Below are 24,439 nucleotides of genomic sequence, written 5' to 3'. Positions count from 1 at the left end.
TGCTACGGGTTGCGGAAGTCGTTACAGGTATTTCGGCAGTTCGCTGGCGAGCGCGGCCATGGTGAACACCGGCAGCGCCGCAGAAAGGCTGTCCAGCCGATCGAGGATACCACCGTGCCCCGGCAGCATATGGCTGCTGTCTTTGATGCCCCGGTGGCGCTTCAACATGCTCTCCACCAGATCACCAATCACTGAGGCCACGGCGGTGACAAGGATGCCAAAGGAAAACAGCAGGCTGTTCTTGAGCGGCAGTGACAGGGCAAAGGAAACACCAATCGCCAGAATCAGGCAGGCTCCCAGGCCACCAAAGAAACCCTCCCAGGACTTACCCGGGCTGACCTCACGGGCCAGTTTGTGCTTGCCGTACCGGCGACCGACAAAGTAGGCGCCCACGTCTGCCGCAACCACCACGGCCACCACGAACAGCACCAACCAGGCGCCATGATCCTGACCGCGCAGGATGACCATTGAAAGCCAGGCCGGCACCAGCACCACCAGGCCGATCAGCCCGCGTACCCAGCGGTTACCCCAGAGCATGGCGCTGGCCGGGTAACTCTGCACCCAGAGAAACGCCAGTGCCCACCAGCCACAGGCCACCGCCAGGACTTCCTGGGCCCGGGACGTGTCCGGGTTCGCAAAGTCCATGGCAAATACATATTGGGCCACACCAATGAGAGCGGCACCCAGCGCAGCGAGGAAGACGAACCGCAGCGCCCGGTTCAGGTTAGAGAGGTTGGCCCACTCCCACCCACCAAGGAGGATAACCACCACGGTCGCCACCGTGAACCACTGGATGGGAAGGAAAAACAACGCTCCGAGAAACAGAGCCACCAACACCAGCGCGGTAATTATTCTTTGTTTTAGCACCGTCAAACCCTTTTCTTCTGATTCTCCCGGCGTCAGGCCTGTGCTGCCAACCCGCCGTCACTGCGACCGCCATAGCGGCGATCCCGGCGCTGGTAGGCCTGGATGGCCTCGTCCAGCTCAGCCGTACCGAAGTCAGGCCACAGTGTATCCGTGAAATAGAATTCACTGTAGGCCGACTGCCATAAAATAAAGTTGCTGATGCGCTGCTCCCCACTGGAGCGGATCAACAGATCCACCGGGGGCAAGTCCGCCAGCGCCATGTAGCCGCCGAGCGACTCTTCGGTGATGGAGTCCGGGGAACGGCTTCCCGCTGCCACCTCTTCCGCCATCTGGCGGGCGGCCTCGGCGATATCCCAGCGGCCACCGTAATCAGCGGCAATCACCAGTGTGCCGCGCTCACCGCCGGCCGTCGCCGACTCGGCTTCGGCAATGGCTTTTTGCAGGCGCGGGGAGAACCGATCGCGCCGCCCGATGACCCGCAGGCGCACGCCCTCCTCTTTCATCCGGCGCGCTTCGCGCCCCAGGTAGGAGTGGAAGAGGCTCATCAGCAGCTCCACCTCTTTGGGTGGGCGCTGCCAGTTCTCGCTGGAAAACGCGAACAGCGTAAGCACCTCCACGCCCCGCTCCCGACAAGCGGTCAACAGGTCGCGGATGCGCTCGACACCGGCCTTGTGGCCGGCGGAGGGGGACAGACCGCGGCGCGCAGCCCAGCGGCCATTGCCATCCATGATGATCGCAATATGGCTCGGCCCCGCCGCTGCCCTATCCCCGGTACCTCTGGAAGACATCAAATTTCCATCAGGTCTTTTTCTTTGGCCGCCAGCGCCTGGTCTACATCGGCCACAAACTTGTCGGTGATTTTCTGGATTTCCTCAGAAGCACGACGCTCCTCGTCTTCAGAAATCTCCTTTTCCTTCTCCAGTGCCTTGACCTCAGCGAGGGCGTCACGGCGGATGTTGCGAATGGAGACCCGTGCGGTCTCCGCTTCACCCTTGGCTTCACGGATAAAGTTCTTGCGGGTTTCTTCCGTGAGCATCGGCATCGGGATGCGGATCACAGCGCCGGCAGTGCTGGGGTTCAGGCCCAGGTCCGACTTCATGATGGCCTTCTCGATTTCCGGCACAAGATTCTTTTCCCAGGGCGTAACGGAGAGCGTGCGCGCATCTTCGACGTTGATATTGGCAACCTGGGACAACGGCGTGTCGGAACCGTAGTAAGACACGCGAACACCATCGAGAATGCTGGGGTGTGCGCGGCCTGTGCGAATTTTGTTGAAGTTGCTACCCAGGGCGTCAAGCGCCTTGCTCATGCGAGTCTTAGCGTCTTTTTTGATATCTTCGATCACTGTTTCACTTCCTCTTCGATTAGCGTGCCCTCTTCGCCGCCCACTACGATATTGAGCAGCGCGCCGGCCTTGTTCATACGGAACACCCGCACGGGCAGGTTGTTATCCCGGCACAGGCAGATTGCGGTTAAATCCATTACCCCGAGCTTCTTGTCCAGCACCTCATCGAAGGTGAGGCGGTCATAGCGGGTCGCCGTTGGTTCGAGCACCGGGTCGGCAGAATATACGCCGTCCACCTTGGTGGCCTTCAGCACCAGCTCGGCCTCAATCTCAATGCCGCGCAGACAGGCGGCAGAGTCGGTTGTAAAGAAGGGATTACCGGTGCCCGCGGCAAAGATCAACACTTCGCCACGCTCCAGGTAGCGGATTGCGGCACGGCGGTCGTAGTGGTCGACGATTCCGCTCATCTGGATCGACGACATCACCCGGGAAGAAATATTGGAGCGTTCAAGCGCATCGCGCAGCGCCAGGGCGTTCATCACAGTTGCCAGCATACCCATGTGGTCGCCGGTCACCCGGTCCAGCCCGGCTGCATGCAGCGCGGCGCCGCGGAACAGGTTGCCGCCGCCAACCACCAGACCAACCTGTACACCGATACCCACCAGCTGGCCAATTTCCAGGGCCATCTTGTCCAGCACTTTGGGACTGATCCCAAAGCCCTGATCCCCCATCAGCTCCTCTCCACTGAGCTTCAACAGGATTCGCTTGTACTTGCGGTCTTTTACTCCGGGCATCCTCGGTTCCTCTGTGGCGCAGTCAGGCACTGCCGCCGAACATTACAACAATTTCGGTCATTTACACAGAGGGGTGCCCCGACAGAGCCCTGAATGAGCCCTACCGGAAGCACCCCGTCCGGTCAGCCGCCCACCCGGCGGCTGAGTGCCGACTGCCCCCGAAAATGGGGACAGTGGCTTCTTGCGGTCCAATCAGGAAGAGGACTTGACCTGCGCAGCCACCTCGGCAGCGAAGTCCACGTCTTCCTTCTCGATACCCTCGCCCACTTCAAAGCGCACGAAAGAAACGACATCAGCGCCGCCATCCTTGACCAGCTTGCCAACAGTAACGTCCGGGTTTTTAACGAACGGCTGCTCGACCAGGCTGTTTTCCTTCAGGAACTTCTTGATACGGCCGCCCATCATCTTCTCGACGATCTCGGCAGGCTTGCCTTCCATGTCCGGCTGAGCCTTGATGATTTCCTTCTCTTTTTCCAGCACGTCAGCAGGCATATCTTCCGGCTTGTTCACCTGCGGGTTGACCGCCGCAATGTGCATAGCGACATCGCGGGCAACCTCTGCCTCGCCGCCACTCAGGGCAACCAGGGAAGCGATACGACTGTTGGAGTGCACGTAAGAGCCAACGACCGGCGCCTCAACAACCTGGATGCGACGCACACCGATGTTCTCACCGATCTTCTGAACCAGCGCCTCGCGAGCATTTTCCAGCTCACCTTCCATCAGGGCTGCAACGTCTTCCTGACGCTCGGCGAAAGCCTTCTCGACAACCTTCTCTACGAATGCCTTGAAGTTGTCATCACGGGCAACGAAGTCGGTTTCAGAGTTCACTTCAACCAGCACGCCGTAGCTGGCATCGTCGGCCACTTTTGCAGCAACTACGCCATCGGCAGCGGTACGGCCAGCTTTCTTGGCAGCCTTCAGGCCGGAGGCCTTGCGCAGATCTTCGATCGCTTTTTCGATATCGCCATCCGCCTCGGTCAGTGCTTTTTTGCACTCCATCATCGGCAGGCCAGTGCGCTCGCGCAGTTCTTTTACCATAGACGCGGTAATCGCCATGATTCAATCCTCGGGGTTCTGTCACTGAAAATTAGAAAAAAGGGGCCGATGCTCGGGCCCCTTTTCGAGTTCGCAGTGTAACGATTCATTGTTACACCGCTGTGCCCTGCGATTCTCTCGATTAAGAGTCCGCAGCGGCTTCGTCGTCGTTCGCTTCGACGTACTCATCCTTTGCAGCAGCGCCGCCCGCTTCTGCGGTACCGGCGATCACAGCGTCAGCCACGGCAGTGGTGTACAGCTTGATAGCGCGGATGGCGTCGTCGTTGCCGGGAATTACGTAATCGATACCGTCGGGATCGCTGTTGGTGTCCACAACGCCGATTACCGGGATACCCAGCTTGTTGGCTTCCTGGATCGCAATGCGCTCGTGCTCGACGTCGATGACGAACATCGCATCCGGCAGGCCGCCCATGTCTTTGATACCACCGATGGAGCGCTCAAGCTTGTCCATGGTGCGAGTGCGCATCAGGGCTTCTTTCTTGGTCAGCTTATCGAAGGTGCCGTCCTGGGACTGGGCTTCCAGGTCACGATAGCGCTTGATCGAAGCGCGGATGGTCTTGTAGTTGGTGAGCATGCCACCCAGCCAACGGTTGCTGACGTAGGGCTGGCCAGAGCGCTCAGCCTGCTCCTTGATGGACTTGGAAGCGGCGCGCTTGGTACCAACGAACAGAATCTTCTTCTTCTGTGCCGCCATTCCCTTGATCACCTGCAGGGCTTCGTTGAAAGCCGGAACAGTGTGCTCCAGGTTGACGATGTGAATCTTGTTGCGAGCACCGAAAATGTACTGATCCATTTTCGGGTTCCAGTAGCGGGTCTGGTGACCAAAGTGGACACCAGCCTGCAGCATATCGCGCATGCTGACTTGCGGCATAACTAAACCTCAATATCGTGGAAGCTGACCGTATTGTTTTGGCGGCTGCTTCCCGGGTTATATCCTCCACACACCCCATGCACCAATCCCAGCCTGCGATAACGCGGGAAGAGACACCCAGGCGCATGTGCCGGTGTGTGTGTGACGTTTTGGCATTCGCTGCGGACCAGACCGGCCCGAAGCGGCGCGCTTTATACCATATACCGGGCCGCACGGAAAGCGTTCCGCGCGACCGGGACCGGCATTTAATGCCCGCCGACGCCGAATCCGTTACAATAGCGCGCCCTGCGGGCCCCGCCCGCCGCCGTGCAACAATTCAGGGATCCCTATGACCTCAAGCATCAAGACACCGGAACAGATCGCCAAGATGCGCACCGCGGGCCGCCTGGCCGCAGAAGTGCTGGAAATGATCGGCGAGTATGTGGTCCCCGGAGTCACCACCGAGGAGCTGGACCGCCGCTGCCACGACCATATAGTCAACGTCCAGAAGGGCATCCCCGCCTGCCTGGGTTACCGCGGCTTCCCCAAATCCATCTGCACATCCGTCAACGAAGTGGTGTGCCACGGTATCCCCGCCGAGAGCAAGGTGCTCAAGAAAGGGGACATCATCAATATCGACGTCACCGTCATCAAGGACGGGTGGTATGGCGACACCAGCAAGATGTACTTCGTTGGCAAACCCGCCCCGCACGCGGAGCGACTGGTGCGCATTACCCAGGAGTGCCTGTACAAGGCCATCGAGATCGTGCGCCCCGGCACGACTCTGGGCGACATCGGCCACGTGATCCAGCAGCATGCCGAGAAGAACTACTACTCAGTAGTGCGCGATTTCTGCGGCCACGGCATCGGCGACGTCTTCCACGAAGACCCACAGGTACTGCATTACGGCAAGCCGGGCACTGGCCAGGCCCTGGAAGAGGGCATGACCTTCACCATCGAGCCCATGATCAACGCCGGCAAGGCCGGCACCCGTGTTCTCGGCGACGGCTGGACCGCCATCACCAAGGACCGCCGCCTGTCCGCGCAGTGGGAGCACACCATGGCCGTGACCAAAGATGGTGTTGAAGTCCTCACCGCTCGCAGCGAAGAGAGCTTTTAATGCCCCGATAGGGCAATCCGCGCGCCTTCACCGGAAGTACCAGATGCGAAGGCGCTGACTGCGGCGGGTCTTTGCGGGACCGTCTGCGGCCATGGACGGCCGCAGAAGAGCGTACAGGGATGTATTCACAGCGTGTCCCGCAAAGCCTGCCGCTGGCGGCGCCGCCACGGCCCACCATGTAACCCGCCAGTGCGGGACACAGCAACAGGAAAACAATGCAGCCGGCCAGTATTCCTTACTTCGAACGCCCCCTCTTCTTCTTCGACCAGGCCCGCTTCCGACGCGCGCTGGCCGAAGGTGCCAAGCCGCCGCTGGAAATCTTCAAGGACGCTGTTGGCGCTGCAGATCACCAGATGGCGCAGCGCTTCCGCGAGGGCGAGGATGTGCGCACACTGGTGCACGAGCGGGCGCTGTTTGTCGACTGCCTGCTGCATTACGCATGGCACCAGTATGACTGGCCCGAAGGTATCGTCCTGCTGGCTGTAGGCGGCTATGGCCGCGGCGAACTGCACCCCCACTCCGACATCGACCTGCTGATCCTCACCGACGACAGCTCCGCCCCACATACCATCGAAAACATCGAGCGTCTGGTGGCGTTCCTGTGGGACCTGGGCCTGGATATCGGCCACTCGGTGCGCTCGGTCGACCACTGCCTCGAACTGGCAGCCGAGGACATCACCGTCGCCACCAACCTGATGGAGTGCCGCACAGTGGTCGGTGACGAGCGCCTCCGTGCGCACCTGACGGAACGCATGGCGCCGGAACACCTGTGGCCGGCGGAGGCGTTTTTCACCGCAAAGTCCGCCGAACAGCGCGAGCGCCACAGCCGCCAGCGCGACACAGAGTACAACCTCGAACCCAATATCAAGAACGCCCCCGGCGGCCTGCGCGACATCCAGACCATCGGCTGGGTGGCCAAGCGCTACTTCCGCGTGCGCACCCTGAAACAGCTCCAGGGCAAGGGATTCTTCACCGAAGAGGAATTTGCCATCCTCCAGTCCGGCGAGGACTTCCTCTGGCGCGTCCGCTACGGCCTGCACCTGCTGGCCGGCCGCGCCGAAGAGAGACTGCTGTTCGATTACCAGCGGGAGCTGGCCAAGCAGTTCGGATACGAGGACACGGGCACCCAGCTGGCCGTGGAGCAGTTCATGCACAGCTATTACCGCATCGTCATGGCCCTGCGGGAGCTGAACGACGTACTGCTGCAATTCCTCGACGAGGCCATTCTGCAACGGGGCGAACGGCAGTCGGTCACGCCGATCAATGAACGTTTCCAGCTGCGGGATGACACCATCGAGGTGACCCAGACCAACGTATTTGTCGAGCAGCCCTCAGCGCTGCTGGAAATCTTCGTTCTGATGGCGGAGAACCCCAACATCGAAGGTGTCCGCGCCTCCACCATCCGCCTGATCCGTGAACAGCGCCACCTGATCGACGACCAGTTCCGGGACGCGCCAGCCAACGCCGAACTGTTCATGCAACTGCTGCGCTCACCCCGCGGATTGTCTACCCAGCTCACCCGCATGACCCGCTACGGTATTCTCGGCCGCTACCTGCCCGAGTTCGGCCGGGTCACCGGCCAGATGCAGCACGACCTGTTCCACATATACACAGTGGACGCGCACACCCTGCAGGTGGTGCGCAACATGCGCAGCTTCCGCAGCCCCGAGGCCTGGCAGAAGTTTCCCATCGCCGCGGAAATCATGGCGCGCATGCGCAAGCCGGAAATCCTGTATATCGCCGGGCTCTACCACGATATCGCCAAGGGTCGCGGCGGCGACCACTCCAAGCTCGGCGTGATCGACGCAGACGCCTTCTGCCGTCGTCATCAGCTGCCCTCCAGGGACCGCCGCCTGGTCTGCTGGCTGGTGGAGAAACACCTGCTGATGAGCTTTGTCTCCCAGAAGCAGGATATCTCCGATCCGGAGGTCGTCCACGACTTCGCCCGCGAAGTGGGCGACCGCGAACACCTGGATTACCTCTACGCACTGACCGTCGCAGACATCAATGCCACCAACCCCGAACTGTGGAACAGCTGGCGCGCGAGCCTGATGCGCCAGCTCTACGAAAGCACCCATCGCGCGCTGCGCCGGGGACTGGAAAACCCCATCGACCGGGAAGAGATCATCGAGGAGACCCAGAGCCAGGCCCTCAGCCGCCTGCTCGACATGGGGCTCGCCGACGAGGCCGTCAACGAGATCTGGGCGCAGATGGGTGAGGACTACTTCGTCCGCGAGAGCGCCGACAACATTACCTGGCACACCGCCGCCATCCACCAGCTGCAGTGTGCCAACCAGAAAGGCGATCCCAACGACACCCTGGTACTGACCCGCAATTCGGGCCCCGGTGAGCACGACGGCGCCACGGAAGTGTTCGTCTATACCCCTGACCGCGCCAACGTCTTTGCCGCGGTGGTGACCGGCCTCGACATGCTCAACCTCAACATTCACGACGCGCGTCTCTATAGCTCCGCCTCCGGCTACACCCTGGACACCTTTTATGTCCTGGACGAATCCGGCCAGCCATTGCTGGATGAGCCCGGTCGCCTGGAACAGATCCGCGACACTCTGCAGGAGGAGCTGTCGCTGGTTGAGGATTACTCCAAGGTCATACAGCGGCGCACGCCCCGCCGCCTGAAGATGTTCGAACTCGCCAGCCGCGCCACCCTGACCACCGAACCCGGCGACCAGTACAGCACCCTGGAAATCATCAGCGCCGACCGCCCCGGCCTGCTGGCGCGCATTGCACGAATTTTTATCGCCCACGACCTGCGGCTCCACAATGCGAAGATCTCCACCCTGGGCGAACGGGTGGAAGACGTTTTTCATATCACCGATGCCGACGGCAAGCCATTGCTGAAGGAAGCGGAAAACCGCGAGCTGGAAGCGGCGATCTGTCGCGAACTGGATGCCCACCAGGTCAGAGACCAGGCGCATTGAGTGATTTTTGAAGCCTCTAAGGACCGGACGCGCGATGAACAATAAACTGGAGCTGCTGCAGCCCTACCCTTTTACCAAGCTGGCCGCGCTGAAAAACGATGTGGCACCGGCGGACAAAACCCATATCGCCCTCTCCATTGGCGAACCCAAACACGCGCCCCCTGCGTTCGCAGCTGAGACCCTGACCGCCAACCTCGACAAGTTGGCCGCCTACCCCGCCACCATAGGGGTGGATTCGCTGCGCAATGCCATCGCGGACTGGCTGTGCCACCGCTTCCGGCTTGGGAACGTCTGCGCTGATACCCAGGTGCTGCCGGTCAACGGCACCCGGGAAGCCCTCTTTGCCTTCGCCCAGGCGGCGGTATCCCCGGGCAGCAAGGTGGTAATGCCAAATCCGTTTTACCAGATCTACGAAGGCGCCGCCCTGCTGGCCGGGGCCGAACCGTACTTCGTCAATTGCAGCGCCGACAAGGCCTTCAAGCCCGACTTCGATGCGGTCCCCACCCAGGTCTGGCAGGAGTGCGAGCTGCTGTACCTCTGCACCCCCGGCAATCCCACCGGTGCCCTGCTCGACAGCGCCGACCTGAGAAAACTGATCGCACTGGCAGACCGCTACGATTTCACCATTGCCTCGGACGAGTGCTACTCCGAACTCTATTTCGACGAAGGCCGTCCGCCCGTTGGCCTGTTGCAGGTATGCGAAGAGCTCGGCCGCACCGACTATCGTCGCTGTGTGGTATTCCACAGTCTCTCCAAGCGCTCGAACCTCCCGGGACTGCGCTCTGGCTTTGTGGCCGGTGATGGGGAAATACTGGAAAAGTTTCTGCTTTACCGGACCTATCACGGTTGCGCCATGCCGCTGCCAACCCAGTACGCCTCTATCGCCGCCTGGCAGGACGAGCAGCACGTGCGGCATAATCGCGCGCTCTATCGCGAGAAGTTCGCAACGGTACTCGAGATTCTCGACGGCTGTCTGGATGTCGCCCGGCCTGAAGCGGGCTTTTATCTCTGGCCCCGGGTTGGCGATGGAGAAGCATTCGCCCGCGAGCTGTACCGGCAGCAGAACATCACCGTCCTTCCTGGCAGTTATCTCGCCCGGCAGGTAAACGGTGAAAACCCCGGAGCCGAGTACGTGCGCATGGCCCTTGTAGCCACTGGCGAAGAATGCGCAGAAGCTGCCCGCCGCATCCGGCAGTTCTGCGGCTGATACCCGTTACTATCCCCCACCGATTACCAACGGCATAGGAACAGCATCAAAGTGGAGACAGCAGTAAAAAATCTCCTCAAGCAAGAGCGGGTGGCGTATATCCTGCAGCGCCTCGAGGAGCTCTACCCCGAGACCCCGGTTCCACTGGATCACAAGGACCCCTATACGCTGCTGGTGGCGGTACTGCTCTCTGCACAGTGCACCGATGAGCGGGTCAACCAGGTCACTCCATCCCTGTGGGAACTGGCTGACAATCCCGCCGACATGGCACGTGTCCCTGTGGAGGAGATCCAGCAGGTCATCCGCCCCTGCGGACTCTCGCCGCAAAAAGCCAGGGCCATCAGCAAGCTGTCGCAGATTCTCGTCAACGAGTACCACGGCGAGGTACCGGAAAATATGGCTGCCCTGGAGACCCTGCCGGGCGTCGGTCACAAAACCGCCAGCGTAGTAATGTCCCAGGCCTTTGGCCAACCCGCATTTCCGGTAGACACCCATATCCATCGGCTGGCGCAGCGCTGGGGACTGACCAGTGGCAAGAATGTGGCGCAGACCGAAAAGGACCTGAAACGGTTATTTCCCCGGGACAAATGGAACAAGCTGCACCTGCAGATTATTTTTTACGGTCGTGAATACTGCACCGCAAGAGGCTGCGACGGCACCGTCTGCGATATCTGCACTACCTGTTACCCGGCCCGCAAACACCCGAAAAAGACGAAGAAGGCATGATTACTCTCTACGGCATCAAGAACTGTGACACTGTCAAAAAAGCGCGCAAATGGCTCGAAAATAACGGCGTCGAATATCGCTTTCACGACTTCCGCGAAGATGGCATGGACTCAGTACCGCTGGAAAGCTGGCTAAAAAGTTTCGGTTGGGAGAATGTGCTGAATCGCCGCTCCACCAGTTGGCGGGCACTCACTGATGAACAGAAAGAGTCAATGGACAACGCCACCGCGCTCACCCTGGCCGCCGAGACACCGACATTGATCAAGCGCCCGGTAACCGAAAGTGGGGACGAGACACGCTTTGGCTTCAAAGAGAAAGAATTTTCAGAACTGTTAGAGAAGGGGACGAACTGATGAATGCGATGTATAGCCTCGGGTTTGGCGTGGGCACCTGCAACAGCAAAGGCGAGTGGCTGGAAGTCTACTACCCGAAACCCCTGCTCAATCCACCAGCCGCGGTGGTTGCCGCGGTTACCGAGGTACTGAAAGCCGGCGACAGCAACGCCGTCATCGCCCTCGACCCGGCCCAGCTCGCCCCCCTGGCCGAGCGGCTGCAATCCGCCGGCGCTCCCGAGCAGGCGGAAACTCTGCGCCAGTTCAGCCAGTCCCAGCGGCCACTCGTGGCCACCCTGCTGTTTACCGACGAAGCACCGCAATCAGTGCCGGATGCCTACCTGAAACTGCACCTGCTGTCCCATCGCCTGGTGAAGCCGCACGAGACGAAACTCGATGGCATTTTCGGCAAGCTGGTCAATGTGGCCTGGACCAATCAGGGTGCCATCGATCTGGCAGAACTGCCGGAGCGCCAGCTGGAGGCCCGCCTCAAAGGTGAATTGCTGGACGTGGCCTGCGTGGACAAGTTCCCGAAGATGACCAATTACGTAGTGCCGGCGGGTGTGCGCATCGCCCACACCGCGCGCGTACGCCTGGGCGCCTACCTGGGCGAAGGCACCACCATCATGCACGAGGGCTTCGTCAACTTTAACGCCGGTACCCAAGGCCCGGGCATGATCGAGGGACGCATCTCCGCCGGCGTGTTCGTCGGTGCCGGATCCGATCTCGGCGGCAGCAGCTCCACGATGGGCACGCTCTCCGGTGGTGGCAATATTGTGATTTCCGTCGGTGACAACTGCCTGCTCGGTGCCAATGCCGGCATCGGTATTCCCCTGGGGGATCGCTGCACTGTGGAGGCGGGCCTCTATATCACCGCCGGCACCAAGGTGGCGCTTCTGGACGACAATGGCAAGCTGGTGGAGCACGTTAAGGCCCGCGACCTGGCTGGCAAATCCGACCTGCTATTCCGCCGCAATTCCACCAACGGTGCGGTGGAGTGCCTGACCAACAAGAGTGCGGTTGAACTGAACGAAGCGCTGCACAGCAATTAATAAGCTAGAACTCGACGAGGGCCAGGGACGGCCGTCTAGAGAGCGCCCGGGGTGCAGCGCCGGTCCGCCGATAGTCAGCCCCCCAGACTGCCTGAATTTGCCAACCAGAATTCCGCCACAAGGAAATAACAGCAGTGACCCCTACTCTACAACTCGCCTCCGATCTGATCCGCCTGCGCTCGGTTACCCCGGAGGACGCCGGCTGCATGAAGCTGATGGTCGAACGCCTCGAAAATATCGGCTTTGAGACCACCCACCTTCGCCGGGGCGACACCGAAAATTTCTGGGCAGTGCGAGAAGGCAGTAACGAAGGGCCGCTGTTCGCCTTTGCCGGCCATACCGATGTGGTGCCCACCGGGCCCGAAGAAAACTGGCAGCACCCACCCTTTGAGCCGGTTATCGAGGATGGCTATCTGTTCGGTCGCGGTGCAGCCGACATGAAAGGCTCTCTCGCTGCCATGGTGGTGGCCTGTGAAGAGTTCGTCGAAAAACACCCCGACCACAATGGTCGCATCGCCTTCCTGATCACCAGCGATGAAGAGGGCCCCGCTACCAACGGCACCGTAAAGGTGGTGGAGTGGCTGGAGGAGCAGGGCGAGAAAGTCGACTGCTGCCTGGTGGGCGAGCCCTCCAGCACCGAGCGCGTTGGCGACGTCATCAAAAATGGCCGCAGGGGCTCGCTGGGTCTGGAGCTCACCGTCTTCGGTGTTCAGGGGCATGTGGCCTACCCGCACCTGGCGGAGAACCCGATTCACCGATTGGCGCCGGCACTGGCCGAACTCGCCAGCGAGGAGTGGGATCAGGGCAACGACTTCTTTCCGGCCACCAGCTTCCAGGTCTCCAATATCAATGGCGGCACCGGCGCTACCAACGTGATCCCCGGTCGGGTGCAGGTCGTCTGCAACTGGCGCTTCTCCACCGAAACCACCGCCGAGGAGCTGGAACAGCGGGCACGGGCGATTCTCGACAAGCACGGGCTCAACTACGATGCCCAGTTCAAGCTCTCCGGCCAGCCCTTCCTCACCGCCGAGGGCCCGCTGGTGGAAGCTGCACAAACTGCCATTCGCCACGTCACCGGAGAGGCCACGCAGCTCTCCACCGCTGGCGGCACTTCCGATGGTCGCTTTATCGCTCCGACGGGAGCACAGGTGGTTGAGCTGGGACCGGTCAACGCCACGATACACAAGGTCGATGAGTGTGTTTGTGCTGCAGACCTGGACCAGCTGAAAGATATGTATCGGCAGATACTGTCCTGTATTTTGCTGTAATTTAAGAGTGTGACCTAGTTCCGCTCGATACCTGTATACGTCTTACCTCCGGGGGCATAATCGAAGGCAAGTTTTGCGCATAAGGAGCTTGCCGTGCCCCAACCAGCCTCTCTGCTGTCTTCCCTGATCCTGATTTTTATGCTTTCACCGACTATTTCGTCGGCAGCCACTGTCCCTCTGGAGAATTTGATTCGCCACGCTGAAGTCCAGCAGGTCAAAATCTCTCCGGACGGAAAGCATATTGCCGTGCAGAAGCTTCACGAGGGCGAGCGTGTTCTCGTTTTCATGTCTCTTTCCCCTCTGGAGGTCACTGGGGCCCTGCGCTTTCGGGGCAAAGAGGAGGTGGGAAACTTCTACTGGGCGACTGATGACCGCGCGGTGGTAGAAGTCATCGCACGCACGGCGGCACTTGAGCAGCCCGTGAACTATGGCTCTCTCTACGCAATAAACGCCGATGGCTCACAGGGGAAAAATATCTTTGGCTGGCGGGCCGGAGAAATGCAGACGGGCTCAAAAATCAGAAAAGCAAAAAGCACGCGAGCACACGCCACCATCATCGACCCTCTTGTCGATAACGATAATGAGATTCTTATTTCAACCCGTCCCTGGGCCCGTGATTTCGAAAGCCACGGATCTGTCTATCGTGTGAACATCTATTCCGGTGTTCGGCATCGGGTGATTGGCCTCCCCCAGGTCGGCGGCCGGGCTTTTACCGATGGCGCTGGTAATCTCGTGTTCGCCAACGGAACCGACAGGGCAACGAACTACGAACTGTTCCGCAAGACCGACAATGGCTGGAGTCCTGTCGAAGAGGAGACGCTTTCTCAAGCTTACCCGGTTGGGTTCGACCGGGAGACCAACACTGCATTCCTTGTCCTTGATAGAAACGGGGCGACCGAGCAGCTGATCAAGCTGGACATGAAATCCGGTAAGACCACTCCAGTTTTTCGCCATGAAGAGGTGGATATCAGCCGATTGATATCCCATCCAGTTTCTGACCGCCCCCTCGGGGTCACGGTCGATCCCGGTTATCCGGAGACCTATTTCTTTGACGAAAGTGAGGGCTTCGCTGCTTTTTACCGTGGCCTGCTCCAGGCATTTGAGGGGCACCGGATTCGCTTCACCAGCGTTACCCGCGATGGCGGCAAGGCAGTGCTCAAAGTCTCAGGCGACAGACTTCCCGGCGACTACTTTTTGGTGGATTTGAACTCCAAGAAAGCCAGTTTCCTGCTCCCGTCCGCTGACTGGCTCAAGCCGGATGACCTGAATCCAATGCGTGCCGAAAGTTTCACTTCGTCAGACGACCTCGACATCGGCGTATACCTGACCTTCCCCCGTAATCGACAAGCCAATATACCGATGGTGGTCATGCCCCACGGCGGTCCGCGATCGCGAGATTACTGGGGCTATGATCGTGACGCTCAGATTCTCTCCCAGAACGGCTACCTGGTTCTGCAGGTGAACTTCCGCGGCTCGACCGGCTATGGCGATCAATTCCTGGAAGCTGGTACGCGCCACTGGGGCAATCACATTCAGCGGGATATTGCCGAGGCAGTGCAGTGGGCAGTGCGTGAAGGATATGCAGACCCGGAGCGGGTTTGCATTTTTGGTGCCAGTTTCGGCGGCTATTCCGCACTGATGAACCCGATCCGCTATCCCGACCTATATCAATGTGCCGTGGGCTACGTCGGCGTTTACGATCTGGAAATGCTGTACAAGCGAGGGGACATCCGTCGACGGGATCGGGGGGTCGCTTATCTGGAGGAAGTGGTCAGCCGGGATGAGGCTTTTCTGAAGGAAAACTCCCCGCTGCACAATGTGGACCAACTGGACCTGCCGGTGTTTATTGTCCATGGCGCTAAAGATGAGCGAGCACCGGTGGAACACGCCGAAGCCATGATCGAGCAGTTGCAGGCAGCGGGAAAACCTTTTCAAAGCTTGATTTTACCCAACGAGGGGCACGGTTTTTACGCGGAAGAAAATAATATGCAGCTATACGGCCAGCTGCTGGAATTCCTTGACCAGCATATCGGCGTGGGCTCCAGCGAAAAGCCGGACCGGTTGACAGTCTCGGGCCGATCGGCAGGCCGGCAGTAGGGTTTTCTTTCGAGGGAGAGTGCCCTCCCTCGAGTCCGGTCAGTGCAACCGCCCCCTTGGACCGCCGGGGTTGCCACCCCGGCGAGGCTCGGGCTGTTTATCATTTTCCTCGAACCCGTGGGTGAGCACGAAGAAGTAGGCCACCTGAGTCTGGCCCTGCCACTCCACCAGCAGGTCGAAGTTGTATTCGCCCTTCTCTCCGGGTGTCACCTGGACCGAGGTGATGTGCTCCGGCTCGATAAACAGCTCGGCGACGGGACGTTTACCGCGCATGACCTGAACCAGCAGGGTGCGCATGTCTTCCTCGCCAAAGCGCCAGTGGTAGTCGTCGTCATCGTAGACAACCGAGTCCGCAGTACCGGCGCGCAGAATGCAGTTGGGGTGTTCGGCCAGCCAGGGCCAGAAGTCCTTGAAGGTCAGAGAGGATTTCATGGGGCTCAGTCGTCCAGCTCGGTGACGCTGCCCGCGCCACCCGCGAGGCCAAACTCCTCAGCGATCTGGCGGCACCAGCGATTCAGGCGGCCACTGGTGAGCTCTTCCTGCTGGTCCTCGTCGATGCCGAGGCCCACAAACTTGCCCTCGCCTTCGATCTCCGCCTTGGAAGCCTCAAACTCGTAACCCTCGGTGGGCCACTGACCGACGATCGCTGCACCGCGCTCGACGATCACATCGTGCAACATGCCCATAGCGTCGAGGAAATAATCCCCGTAGCCAAACTGGTCGCCGAGACCGAAGAGGGCCACGGTCTTGCCACTGAAGTCGATCTCCTGCACATCCTCCCAGAACTCCTCCCAGTCGGACTGGATCTGGCCAAAGTCCCAGGTCGGGATACCAAAAATCAGCTGCTGGTAGTTCTCGATCTCCAGCTGGGTAACGTCAGCGATGTCGTGGACGTCCACGCGATCCTCTCCGAGCCGCGCCACAAGCCGCTGCGCCACCGCTTCGGTGTTGCCTTCGTCACTGCCAAAAAACAAGCCGATTTTGCTCACAATCACTCCTCAGTCCGCTCTGCCGTGGATCGGCGGCGCGGTATTTTCCCAGCTATGGCGGACGGCGGCAAGGCGGAGACCGGAGGGGGACCAGCTCGGAACTGATCGGTCTGGAAATGGCGGTTACGGACAAAAAAGCCCCGCATTGCGGGGCGTGCAGCGAGCCCGGGGCGGGGGTCTCCAGAGGCCGGTCAGGAAGCGCTGGGCGAACTACTGGCTGTCCGCACCACCTTTGCGGGCCTTGTGACGCTCGCGCCAGCGGGCCTTGCGCTCGGTCTTCATTTGCTCAAGCTTGGCCTTTTGCTCGTCTGTGAGAATCGACTCCAGCTCCTGATGGCGACGGTGCCTCTCCTGCATCTGGCTGACCTGGAGTTTGCCCAATTCTGCACCCAATTGGTCCAGGGTGGCCTGGTCGGCCCCGGAGTCAATGGCGTCGCGGATCTGCCCGCGCAGCTCGCGCATCTTCTGGCGCTGGGCCATCCGCTGTTCCTGGTTGGCATCACGATTGGCTTTCAACTGCGCTTTCTGTCCCTCGGTCAACTCCAGTTTTTCCGCCATGCGCTCGAGCATCCGCTCGTGGTGCTGCTCCTTCCAGCCCTCGCCCTGCCCCTTGTGGTGATCGGCCAGTGTCACCATCGGTGCCGCCAGCAGCCCCGCCAGAATTGCGCTACTCGTGAGCGTTTTCCATCGATTCATTGTCATCTCCAGCTCCTCAGCTTCTCTTTCAATGTGGTTTGTTTTCGATAGGTGCATAGTAGAGTGGCAGCGCGTGAAGCGGGGATAAGCGCTGTAAGCAACTGTTAAGAACGGTAAAAGCGGCCCCCTGTGTCGAATGACCCGACAGCTGATTGCATATAATGGGCGCACACCAGACTGGAGCCAGCTATGAGCCGTATTCTTCTTGTCGACGATGATATGGAACTCACCGACCTGTTGCGGGAATTTCTCTCCGCAGAGGGATTCGATGTCACCGTGGCCAATGATGGCGGCGTTGGGCTCCAGCTGGCACAGGAGGAAAGCTTCGACGCCCTGGTGCTCGATGTCATGCTGCCAGTGCACACCGGCTTTGACGTACTGCGCAAATTGCGGGAGGAAAACGGCCCCTCCCGCCATCTGCCCATTCTGATGCTCACCGCCAAGGGCGATACTGTCGACCGGATTGTAGGGCTCGAGATGGGCGCCGACGACTATCTGCCAAAGCCCTGCGATCCCCGTGAGCTGGCCGCCAGGCTGCGGGCCGTCTTGCGTCGCGGCCAGACTGAAGTCGTCGAGGAAAGCAGCGCCACGCTCAGTAGCGGCCCCCTGAGACTGGTTCCCGATGAGCACCAGGGCTACTGGCAGGACCAGCCGCTCTCCCTCACCGGGGCCGAATTCTCTGTCCTGCAGGTGCTGATGGAGCACGCCGGAGACGTCGTGAGCAAGGAGACACTTACCAAGCAGGCACTGGGCCGCAGGTTGATGCCCTACGACCGCTCCATCGACGTGCATGTGAGTAATATCCGCAAGAAGCTCTCTGAGCAAGGCGCCAGCCGCGACCTGATCATCAATATCCGCGGCGCCGGCTACAAGTTGACCAAGGGCAACCTGGCCTGATGCGCACCCTCTTCTGGAAAATGTTCTTCGGGGCCTGGATCACCGCGGTGGTGATGGTGGTGGCCACTGTCTATGTCACCCAGGTGCGCGAAGTGGGCGATCCGCGCCTGGAAGACCGCTGGGAATCGGCTGCACTGTTCCGCCAACTTTCCCGCAATCTGCGCATGACCCGTCGTCACGGGCCGGAGAGCTTCCGCTTCTGGCTGGAGCGACAGCCGGTTGAGGCGCGCGATCGCATATATGCCATTGATCGCAGTGGCGCCGAAATCCTCGACCGCCCCATCCCCCGCGGGATGGCACCGCTGTTCAAGGTCCTGAGTTTTCGCAACCGCGAGGATCAGGGCCTGGTCAACAACAAACCCACCGTCGCCTTTTTCGTGCCCCAGCGCGGGGGCGACAGCCTGCGGGTGGCATTTATTGCCGGCAGCAGCAAGGAAGAACTGCTGCTGCGCTTCATCCTGCGCAACTTCTGGCCCATGCTGCTGCTGTCAATACTGGCTTCCGGCATTGCCTGCTATTGGTTGGCGCGCTACCTGAGCCGTCCGCTGGACAAACTGCGCACCGCGACCCGCCGCGTGGCTGCAGGAGAACTGGACTACCGCGTGGCGCCGACGCTGGCCAAGCGCGGTGACGAACTGTCAGAGCTGGCGGAAGATTTCGACACCATGACGGCGCAGTTGCAGTCCGCCATGTCTGAGCAACGGCGGCTGATCAAGGATGTCTCCCACGAATTGCGCTCTCCCCTCGCCCGCCTGCAGGTGGCACTGGGCATCGCGCGCCAGAAAAGTGACGGCAAGCTGGACGGGGAGTTGGACCGAATCGGCAAAGCGGCCGACTACCTGGAGGAGATCATCGCCGACGTGCTTTCCCTGCCTGTGGCCAGTGCTGATCGGAGACCACTGGACGATGTGGTGGAACTCCGCGCTCTGCTGAACGCACTCACAGAAGATCTGGGCCTCGAGGCGCGAGAGAAAAACCTGCAGGTCAAATTGCAACTGGCAGAAGAGGAACTACTGGTGGCTACACGGGGAAGCTCCCTCACCGCCGCGCTGGAAAACATTCTGCGCAACGCCATCAAGTACAGCCCCGCCGGCAGCTCGGTGAGCGTGGTCGTCGGTAGCGACGCAAAGACCTGCCGCATACAGGTGATCGACTCCGGCAGCGGGGTCGAGGACAGTGAGCTTGAGGCCATTTTCCGGCCCTTTTACCGCACCGACAGCGCCCGCACCCGACACAGTGGCGGGGTGGGACTGGGACTTGCCATCGCCCAGCGCACCATCAGCCACCACGGCGGCCAGATATCCGCGCGCAATGTGCCCGCGGGCGGACTCTGTGTGGAAATCGCGCTGCCGCTTATCACGCTCGACGAGCACTGATCGCCGCATTGCACATTACGAAGTGATCGCTGATCATTGATAAAAGGCTGCGGTTCGGGCCAGAACACCAATAAAAGGGAACCGTTATGCGCTGGATACTCTACATCCTGGTTTTCATTGCCCTGCTGATCCTGGCGGGCTTCCTGCTACCGCGGGAAGTGACCGTTGAGCGCAGTGTCTATATCTCGAAGCCACCCGAAGCAGTGTTCAAATACGTCAACAACCTGCGCAACTTCAACAGCTGGTCTCCCTGGTACCAGCTGGACCCCACCACCGAGTATGAATACAGCGGACCCGAGTCCGGAATCGGCGCGACCATGAGCTGGCAGAGTGAAAACCCGAGCGTTGGCACTGGCTCGCAGACCATTGTCACCAGCGAACAGAATTCCCTCGTGCGCATGGATCTGGACTTCGCTGCGCAGGGCATGGCCACGTCGGAAATCCGCCTGGTGCGCCAGGACAGCGGCACCAACGTCACCTGGTGGTTCAGTACCGATTTGGGCGGCAGCCCCATCGCGCGCTGGTTCGGCATCATGGTCAAGCGCATGATCGGCCAATCCTACGAGCAGGGACTACAGAAGCTGAAAAACCTGGTGGAATCCGAGGCGACATCACCGGCTGTGGATATGCCGGAAGACTTCGAGGCGGATAACGGCTCCGACAGCGAGCTGCCTCTGGAGGGCTCGGAGGGCGATGATGAAATCGGTACAGACCCGGGCGACATGGACCCGGGCATCCAGAGCGAAATAATGGAGGAGGAAGCCGAGGAACCGGTTGAGGAAGAATCGACCTGAGTATTACTGGCGGCAATGTGGGCAGGGACCAGCGGCCCCTGCCTGCCGCCCAATCCGGGCTGCTGTCAAACTACTGCTGAAGCTGGTGGCCACTCAACCTTTGGACGGTTTCCGGCGGGCCGGGGGCTTGCGCAGTTTGCGCCGCTGTCGCTGCAGGTTCTGACGTTCAGCCTGGGTCAGCGGGCGCTGCCCCAATTTGGGCATGCCGGCGGTAACGCAGAGATCGTCGATCTCCTTCGGCTCCATTTCAATCCACTGGCCCACGCGCACATTGGACGGAATAAACACGCTGCCGTAGCGCACCCGCTTGAGCCGGCTCACACGTACCCCCTGGGATTCCCACAGGCGGCGCACCTCGCGATTGCGGCCTTCCATCACCACACAGTAAAACCAGCGATTATTGCCCTCACCGCCGCTCTCGACGATATCGGTAAACCGCGCCACACCATCCTCGAGCAGTACGCCATCGAGCAGACGCTGCTTCATTTCATCATCGACCGAACCCTGGATTCGCACCAGGTATTCGCGGTCGATCACCGAAGAGGGGTGCATCAGCTTGTTGGCCAGCTCCCCGCTGTTGGTAAACAACAGCAGTCCACTGGTATTGAAATCCAGGCGACCGACCGAGATCCAGCGCCCGGAGCGAAGTCTGGGCAGACGGTCATATACGGTCGGCCTACCTTCGGGATCATGGCGGGAACAGATCTCACCAACCGGCTTGTTATACAAAATCACCCGACAGCGGTTCTCTTCGGCCGCCGGCAGGCGGCGGCCGTCGAATTCGATGTGATCCTCAGTGGTGACCCGCTCGCCAAGCTCTGCTACCTGGCCATTGACCGTCACCCGTCCGGCCTCGATCGCCCGCTCCATCTCGCGACGGGATCCGAGTCCGGCGCGCGCCAGCACCTTCTGTAATTTTTCGCCCCTGGGGGCAGTCTCTTCACTCATCAGGTCGCTGGTTCCAATTCATTTCGCGGCCGCCGCTCATCTTCTTCGCCAGCGGACTGACCCTGTTCCGTCATTTCGGCGGCACTTTCAGTGACCGCCGGGGCTTCGGTCTCCCCCAGATCATCAACGACACTTTCGTCGCTTGCTTCTGCCTCGGGGATCGCCTCTTCCACGGCGGCGAGGCCATCACGACTGGATTCCTCGCCCTGAGGTGAAGATAGCTGTTCCTCTTCGAACACTTCGGCGGGACTTCCAACGATTGGACTCTCACCCATGGGACTTTCACCCATGGAACTTTCACCCATGGAGCTATCAACCATAGCGCTTTCAACCATGGGGCTCTCTAGCGGGGAAGTCTCAGCAAAGAGTGATCCGGCTGTTGGCACAGTTTCTGACTGCTCGGCTGCAGGCGCCTTTGCACTGTCGGTTGCCGGAAGCGCTTCATCCTCGCCCACGGCGTCTTCGCGAGCGGTCTCATCCGCACTGGACTCACCTACCGGCTCCGCCTCGGCTTCAGCTTCCGCCAACTCCGCCTCTGTGCTTTCCACCAGATCGCTTTCCACCAGATCGCTTTCACTCTCGACATTTTCGGCGGTGCCATCAATCTCTGAGAGACTTTCACCCCCTGCCAGATCCTCACCCTCAGAGACGCTCCCGTCCCGGGTTGAACTGTCTTCTCCGCCGGCTTCAGTTGCCGCCTCGGACGCCTCCGGGCTCGCCTCACCCGCACCTTCGGTCTGCTGCCCCAGATCCAGCGCCTGGTTCAGGCTGTCGATATCGCGAATCTCGGACAGAGTCGGCAGGTCATCGAGCGTGCGCAGATTAAAGTAGTCGAGGAATTCTTTGGTAGTGGCATACAGGGACGGCCGGCCGGGTACATCCCGCTGACCCACCACCTTGATCCAGCCGCGTTCGGACAGGGTTTTCACGATATGTGAACTGACCGCCACGCCGCGTATCTCTTCGATATCACCGCGGGTAATAGGCTGCCGGTAGGCAATAATTGCCAGGGTCTCGAGCACCGCACGGGAGTATTTCTGCGGTTTTTCCTCCCACAGGCGGTTCACCCAGGGCGCAAGGTCCTCCGGCACCTGAAAACGCCAGCCACTGGCAACTTCGCGCAGCTCGAAGCCCCGCTCGCCGCAACTGTCGGCAATTTCCTGCAGCACCTCACGCAGTATGGACTTCTCCGGGCGCTCACCCTCATCGATCAGGGACAGCAGGCGGTCCTCTGACAGAGGCTGACCCGAGGCCAGCAGGGCGCCCTCAACAATGCGACGCAGTAATTCCGGTGCAATGGTCATTGCTTCACTCTAATTCACGGTTCGCCGCGCAGTTGCGCGGCAGAAATTGTCTTGATTGTGTCACTCTCTCCGGCGCGGCGAATCAGTCCGCCGACCCGGCGGACCCGGTCACGGGCTCTTGCTGGGGATCCCCGATCTCGTCGAGTTCCTCGCTAGCGCGGTACTTCTCCCCATCGCCAAGCTCCCCGGCATCGGCCCCGCTCTCACCTTCGCCATCGCTCTCGCCTTCCGGCTCCTGACCCGCAGCGCGCACATGGATGGCGCCAAAGGGCTCGTTCTGGATCAGCTCTACCAGGGATTCCTTCACCAGCTCCATCACCGCCAGGAAAGTCACCACGACCCCCAGGCGCCCTTCCTCGACCTTGAACAGGCTGACAAAGGGAACGAACTGGCGGTGGCGGATACGATCCAGCACCTGGGTCATACGCTCACGGGTGGAGAGTTTTTCCCGCTCGACCTGGTGGCTCTCGAACATGTCAGCCCGGCGCAGCACCTGGGACAGCGCCACCAGCATCTCCTGCAAGGAGACTTCCGGGTCGGGCCGGGTGATGTTGCGGTCCGGGCCCTGGGCGCTGGCCTGGTGGACATCGCGTCCCATGCGGGGGATCTCGTCGATATCCTCGGCGGCAGTCTTGAAACGCTCGTATTCCTGCAGGCGCCGGATGAGCGCAGCGCGGGGGTCCTCGCCCTCCTCCTCCTCGGCTTCGGGCGGGCGCGGCAGCAGCATGCGGGACTTGATCTCCGCCAGCATGGCCGCCATCACCAGATACTCGGCCGCCAGCTCGAAGCGCATGGAGGTCATCATCTCCACATAGCCCATGTACTGGCGGGTGATGTCAGCGACATTGATCTCGAGGATATCGAGGTTCTGGCGGCGGATCAGGTATAGCAGCAGGTCCAGGGGGCCCTCAAAGGCCTCCAGGATGACTTCCAGCGCATCGGGTGGGATATACAGGTCGGCGGGCAGCTCCGTATAGGCTTCGCCCTGCACCATGGCAAAGGGCATCTCACCCTGGCGGGGGCCGCCCGCGGGCTCGTCAGCGCCTTCTTCAGCGCCCTCTCCAGCCTCGTCTTCGGCAGCCCGCTCGGCGGCTTCGGCCACGTCGGCGAGAATCTGCTGCTCTGCCTCGGCTAGTAACTCTTCACTGGACACGCTGCCCTACCCTCGAATGCAAACGCGCGATTATACACCCCAGCCCCGCCACAGTCGTCAGCTGGTGAGCTCGTCAATGGGTCCGCATCCCTGACGGATCAGTTCCGGTTCGTCACCGGTGAGATCCACAACTGTCGTCGCCTCCAGGCCACAGAAGCCGCCGTCGATGATCAGCTCCACCTGGTGCTCCAGCAGATCACGGATCTCATAGGGGTCGGTCAGCGGTTGCGTGTCGCCGGGCATGATCAGGCTACAGCTCATCAGCGGCTCACCCAGCTCCTCGATCAACGCCTGCACGATGGCGTTTTCGGGCACCCGCAACCCGATCGTCTTGCGCTTCGGGTGCATGAGGCGGCGCGGCACTTCGGCCGTGGCCGGCATAATAAAGGTGTAAGGGCCCGGCGTATGGGCTTTCAGCAGGCGGAACATCTGGTTGTCCACCTTGGCATAGCTGGCCAGCTCCGAAAGGTCCCGACACATCAGGGTGAAGTTGTGCTGCTTGTCCAACTGGCGCAGGACGCGTATGCGCTCCACTGCCAGCTTCTCCCCCACTCGACAGCCAATGGCATAGGCGGAATCGGTGGGAAAGACGATCACACCCCCGGACGCGACAATATCCGCCGCCTGCCTGATCAGCCGCGCCTGCGGGTTTTCTGGATGTATCTGGAAAAACTGCGCCAAAGTGACCC

At 60.7% G+C, this 24,439-nt stretch carries 23 protein-coding genes and 1 pseudogene; 11 read left to right on the top strand and 13 right to left on the bottom strand.

Translation table 11 applies throughout. The features are described from left to right. Positions 1-21: 21 nt before the first annotated feature. The 6 genes from AWR36_RS01045 to rpsB form a co-directional block, all read right to left on the bottom strand. Positions 22-867 carry a phosphatidate cytidylyltransferase gene (locus AWR36_RS01045; protein WP_067081731.1) on the bottom strand — a complete coding sequence of 282 codons (846 nt, stop codon included), beginning with the start codon at positions 865-867 and terminating at the stop codon, positions 22-24. Between the two features lie 32 nt (positions 868-899). After that, positions 900-1,655 (bottom strand): polyprenyl diphosphate synthase, encoded by a 756-nt coding sequence (gene uppS / locus AWR36_RS01040; protein WP_067079838.1) that lies wholly within the window; start codon positions 1,653-1,655, stop codon positions 900-902. Beyond that, positions 1,655-2,212: a ribosome recycling factor gene (gene frr, locus AWR36_RS01035; protein ID WP_067079837.1), complete on the bottom strand. Its 558-nt coding sequence runs from the start codon at positions 2,210-2,212 to the stop codon at positions 1,655-1,657. The genes uppS and frr overlap by 1 nt, the downstream gene beginning before the upstream one ends. After that, entirely contained in the window at positions 2,209-2,946 is a 738-nt protein-coding gene (gene pyrH / locus AWR36_RS01030; RefSeq protein ID WP_067079836.1) for a UMP kinase, read from the bottom strand. Before pyrH ends, frr begins: the two co-directional genes overlap by 4 nt. 192 nt (positions 2,947-3,138) lie before the next feature. After that, on the bottom strand, positions 3,139-4,002 hold the full coding sequence (tsf, locus tag AWR36_RS01025) for a translation elongation factor Ts (RefSeq protein WP_067079835.1): 864 nt from the start codon (positions 4,000-4,002) through the stop codon (positions 3,139-3,141). A 121-nt stretch (positions 4,003-4,123) separates the two neighbouring features. Next, complete coding sequence (rpsB, locus tag AWR36_RS01020) at positions 4,124-4,873, bottom strand: 30S ribosomal protein S2 (protein ID WP_067079834.1); 750 nt, start codon at positions 4,871-4,873, stop codon at positions 4,124-4,126. Positions 4,874-5,201: 328 nt separating this feature from the next. Between rpsB and map the strand changes: the two genes are divergently transcribed. The 8 genes from map to AWR36_RS00980 all read left to right on the top strand — a co-directional run bounded on the left by map (position 5,202) and on the right by AWR36_RS00980 (position 15,593). After that, on the top strand, positions 5,202-5,972 hold the full coding sequence (gene map / locus AWR36_RS01015; protein ID WP_067079829.1) for a type I methionyl aminopeptidase: 771 nt from the start codon (positions 5,202-5,204) through the stop codon (positions 5,970-5,972). Between the two features lie 215 nt (positions 5,973-6,187). Beyond that, positions 6,188-8,911, top strand: coding sequence for a [protein-PII] uridylyltransferase (locus tag AWR36_RS01010; protein ID WP_067079827.1), 2,724 nt, complete (start codon positions 6,188-6,190; stop codon positions 8,909-8,911). A gap of 34 nt (positions 8,912-8,945) precedes the next feature. Then, entirely contained in the window at positions 8,946-10,118 is a 1,173-nt protein-coding gene (dapC, locus tag AWR36_RS01005; RefSeq protein WP_067079825.1) for a succinyldiaminopimelate transaminase, read from the top strand. 51 nt (positions 10,119-10,169) lie between these two features. Beyond that, positions 10,170-10,844 (top strand): endonuclease III, encoded by a 675-nt coding sequence (nth, locus tag AWR36_RS01000; RefSeq protein WP_067079824.1) that lies wholly within the window; start codon positions 10,170-10,172, stop codon positions 10,842-10,844. Beyond that, positions 10,841-11,197 (top strand): ArsC family reductase, encoded by a 357-nt coding sequence (locus tag AWR36_RS00995; protein ID WP_067079822.1) that lies wholly within the window; start codon positions 10,841-10,843, stop codon positions 11,195-11,197. Before nth ends, AWR36_RS00995 begins: the two co-directional genes overlap by 4 nt. Next, positions 11,197-12,228, top strand: coding sequence for a 2,3,4,5-tetrahydropyridine-2,6-dicarboxylate N-succinyltransferase (gene dapD / locus AWR36_RS00990; protein ID WP_197409207.1), 1,032 nt, complete (start codon positions 11,197-11,199; stop codon positions 12,226-12,228). The genes AWR36_RS00995 and dapD overlap by 1 nt, the downstream gene beginning before the upstream one ends. 134 nt (positions 12,229-12,362) lie before the next feature. Continuing rightward, the gene (dapE, locus tag AWR36_RS00985; RefSeq protein WP_067079818.1) at positions 12,363-13,496 is read left to right on the top strand and encodes a succinyl-diaminopimelate desuccinylase; all 1,134 of its coding nucleotides are present in this window, start codon (positions 12,363-12,365) and stop codon (positions 13,494-13,496) included. A 93-nt stretch (positions 13,497-13,589) separates the two neighbouring features. Continuing rightward, a complete protein-coding gene (locus AWR36_RS00980) occupies positions 13,590-15,593 on the top strand; it encodes an alpha/beta hydrolase family protein (protein ID WP_067079817.1) in 2,004 nt (667 codons plus the stop codon). Between the two features lie 39 nt (positions 15,594-15,632). Here AWR36_RS00980 and AWR36_RS00975 read toward each other — a convergent pair whose 3' ends face one another. The 3 genes from AWR36_RS00975 to AWR36_RS00965 form a co-directional block, all read right to left on the bottom strand. Further along, a complete protein-coding gene (locus AWR36_RS00975; protein WP_067079815.1) occupies positions 15,633-16,025 on the bottom strand; it encodes a hypothetical protein in 393 nt (130 codons plus the stop codon). Positions 16,026-16,030: 5 nt separating this feature from the next. Then, complete coding sequence (locus tag AWR36_RS00970; RefSeq protein ID WP_067081729.1) at positions 16,031-16,582, bottom strand: flavodoxin; 552 nt, start codon at positions 16,580-16,582, stop codon at positions 16,031-16,033. 210 nt (positions 16,583-16,792) lie between these two features. Beyond that, positions 16,793-17,278, bottom strand: a complete 486-nt coding sequence (locus AWR36_RS00965) for a Spy/CpxP family protein refolding chaperone (RefSeq protein ID WP_067079813.1) — start codon at positions 17,276-17,278, stop codon at positions 16,793-16,795. A gap of 189 nt (positions 17,279-17,467) precedes the next feature. Between AWR36_RS00965 and AWR36_RS00960 the strand changes: the two genes are divergently transcribed. The 3 genes from AWR36_RS00960 to AWR36_RS00950 all read left to right on the top strand — a co-directional run bounded on the left by AWR36_RS00960 (position 17,468) and on the right by AWR36_RS00950 (position 20,345). Then, complete coding sequence (locus AWR36_RS00960) at positions 17,468-18,175, top strand: response regulator transcription factor (protein WP_067079811.1); 708 nt, start codon at positions 17,468-17,470, stop codon at positions 18,173-18,175. Continuing rightward, positions 18,175-19,551 (top strand): ATP-binding protein, encoded by a 1,377-nt coding sequence (locus tag AWR36_RS00955; RefSeq protein ID WP_067079809.1) that lies wholly within the window; start codon positions 18,175-18,177, stop codon positions 19,549-19,551. The genes AWR36_RS00960 and AWR36_RS00955 overlap by 1 nt, the downstream gene beginning before the upstream one ends. Positions 19,552-19,637: 86 nt before the next feature. After that, on the top strand, positions 19,638-20,345 hold the full coding sequence (locus tag AWR36_RS00950; RefSeq protein WP_067079807.1) for an SRPBCC family protein: 708 nt from the start codon (positions 19,638-19,640) through the stop codon (positions 20,343-20,345). 93 nt (positions 20,346-20,438) lie between these two features. Here AWR36_RS00950 and rluB read toward each other — a convergent pair whose 3' ends face one another. The 4 genes and pseudogenes from rluB to AWR36_RS00930 all read right to left on the bottom strand — a co-directional run bounded on the left by rluB (position 20,439) and on the right by AWR36_RS00930 (position 24,431). Next, positions 20,439-21,293, bottom strand: a complete 855-nt coding sequence (gene rluB, locus AWR36_RS00945; RefSeq protein ID WP_067079805.1) for a 23S rRNA pseudouridine(2605) synthase RluB — start codon at positions 21,291-21,293, stop codon at positions 20,439-20,441. Continuing rightward, positions 21,293-22,597: an SMC-Scp complex subunit ScpB gene (gene scpB / locus AWR36_RS00940; protein WP_067104398.1), complete on the bottom strand. Its 1,305-nt coding sequence runs from the start codon at positions 22,595-22,597 to the stop codon at positions 21,293-21,295. Before scpB ends, rluB begins: the two co-directional genes overlap by 1 nt. Before the next feature lie 235 nt (positions 22,598-22,832). Then, positions 22,833-23,750 (bottom strand): annotated as a pseudogene (locus AWR36_RS00935) (segregation and condensation protein A); the annotation flags it as partial. 57 nt (positions 23,751-23,807) lie between these two features. Continuing rightward, positions 23,808-24,431: an L-threonylcarbamoyladenylate synthase gene (locus AWR36_RS00930; RefSeq protein WP_067079804.1), complete on the bottom strand. Its 624-nt coding sequence runs from the start codon at positions 24,429-24,431 to the stop codon at positions 23,808-23,810. Between the last annotated feature and the right edge of the window lie 8 nt (positions 24,432-24,439).

This window comes from Microbulbifer flavimaris, assembly GCF_001641755.2.
Classification (GTDB): domain Bacteria; phylum Pseudomonadota; class Gammaproteobacteria; order Pseudomonadales; family Cellvibrionaceae; genus Microbulbifer; species Microbulbifer flavimaris.
Note: the sequence above shows the minus strand (reverse complement) of the source record. Positions and strands in the feature narration are given on the sequence as shown.

What these genes read in the sequence shown, in the direction of transcription:
- uppS (WP_067079838.1), bottom strand. Translation starts at nt 1,655, where the DNA reads ATGTCTTCCAGAGGTACCGGGGATAGGGCAGCGGCGGGGCCGAGCCAT.
- pyrH (WP_067079836.1), bottom strand. Translation starts at nt 2,946, where the DNA reads ATGCCCGGAGTAAAAGACCGCAAGTACAAGCGAATCCTGTTGAAGCTC.
- tsf (WP_067079835.1), bottom strand. Translation starts at nt 4,002, where the DNA reads ATGGCGATTACCGCGTCTATGGTAAAAGAACTGCGCGAGCGCACTGGC.
- rpsB (WP_067079834.1), bottom strand. Translation starts at nt 4,873, where the DNA reads ATGCCGCAAGTCAGCATGCGCGATATGCTGCAGGCTGGTGTCCACTTT.
- map (WP_067079829.1), top strand. Translation starts at nt 5,202, where the DNA reads ATGACCTCAAGCATCAAGACACCGGAACAGATCGCCAAGATGCGCACC.
- AWR36_RS01010 (WP_067079827.1), top strand. Translation starts at nt 6,188, where the DNA reads ATGCAGCCGGCCAGTATTCCTTACTTCGAACGCCCCCTCTTCTTCTTC.
- dapC (WP_067079825.1), top strand. Translation starts at nt 8,946, where the DNA reads ATGAACAATAAACTGGAGCTGCTGCAGCCCTACCCTTTTACCAAGCTG.
- AWR36_RS00995 (WP_067079822.1), top strand. Translation starts at nt 10,841, where the DNA reads ATGATTACTCTCTACGGCATCAAGAACTGTGACACTGTCAAAAAAGCG.
- dapD (WP_197409207.1), top strand. Translation starts at nt 11,197, where the DNA reads ATGAATGCGATGTATAGCCTCGGGTTTGGCGTGGGCACCTGCAACAGC.
- AWR36_RS00975 (WP_067079815.1), bottom strand. Translation starts at nt 16,025, where the DNA reads ATGAAATCCTCTCTGACCTTCAAGGACTTCTGGCCCTGGCTGGCCGAA.
- AWR36_RS00965 (WP_067079813.1), bottom strand. Translation starts at nt 17,278, where the DNA reads ATGAATCGATGGAAAACGCTCACGAGTAGCGCAATTCTGGCGGGGCTG.
- AWR36_RS00960 (WP_067079811.1), top strand. Translation starts at nt 17,468, where the DNA reads ATGAGCCGTATTCTTCTTGTCGACGATGATATGGAACTCACCGACCTG.
- AWR36_RS00955 (WP_067079809.1), top strand. Translation starts at nt 18,175, where the DNA reads ATGCGCACCCTCTTCTGGAAAATGTTCTTCGGGGCCTGGATCACCGCG.
- AWR36_RS00950 (WP_067079807.1), top strand. Translation starts at nt 19,638, where the DNA reads ATGCGCTGGATACTCTACATCCTGGTTTTCATTGCCCTGCTGATCCTG.
- rluB (WP_067079805.1), bottom strand. Translation starts at nt 21,293, where the DNA reads ATGAGTGAAGAGACTGCCCCCAGGGGCGAAAAATTACAGAAGGTGCTG.
- scpB (WP_067104398.1), bottom strand. Translation starts at nt 22,597, where the DNA reads ATGACCATTGCACCGGAATTACTGCGTCGCATTGTTGAGGGCGCCCTG.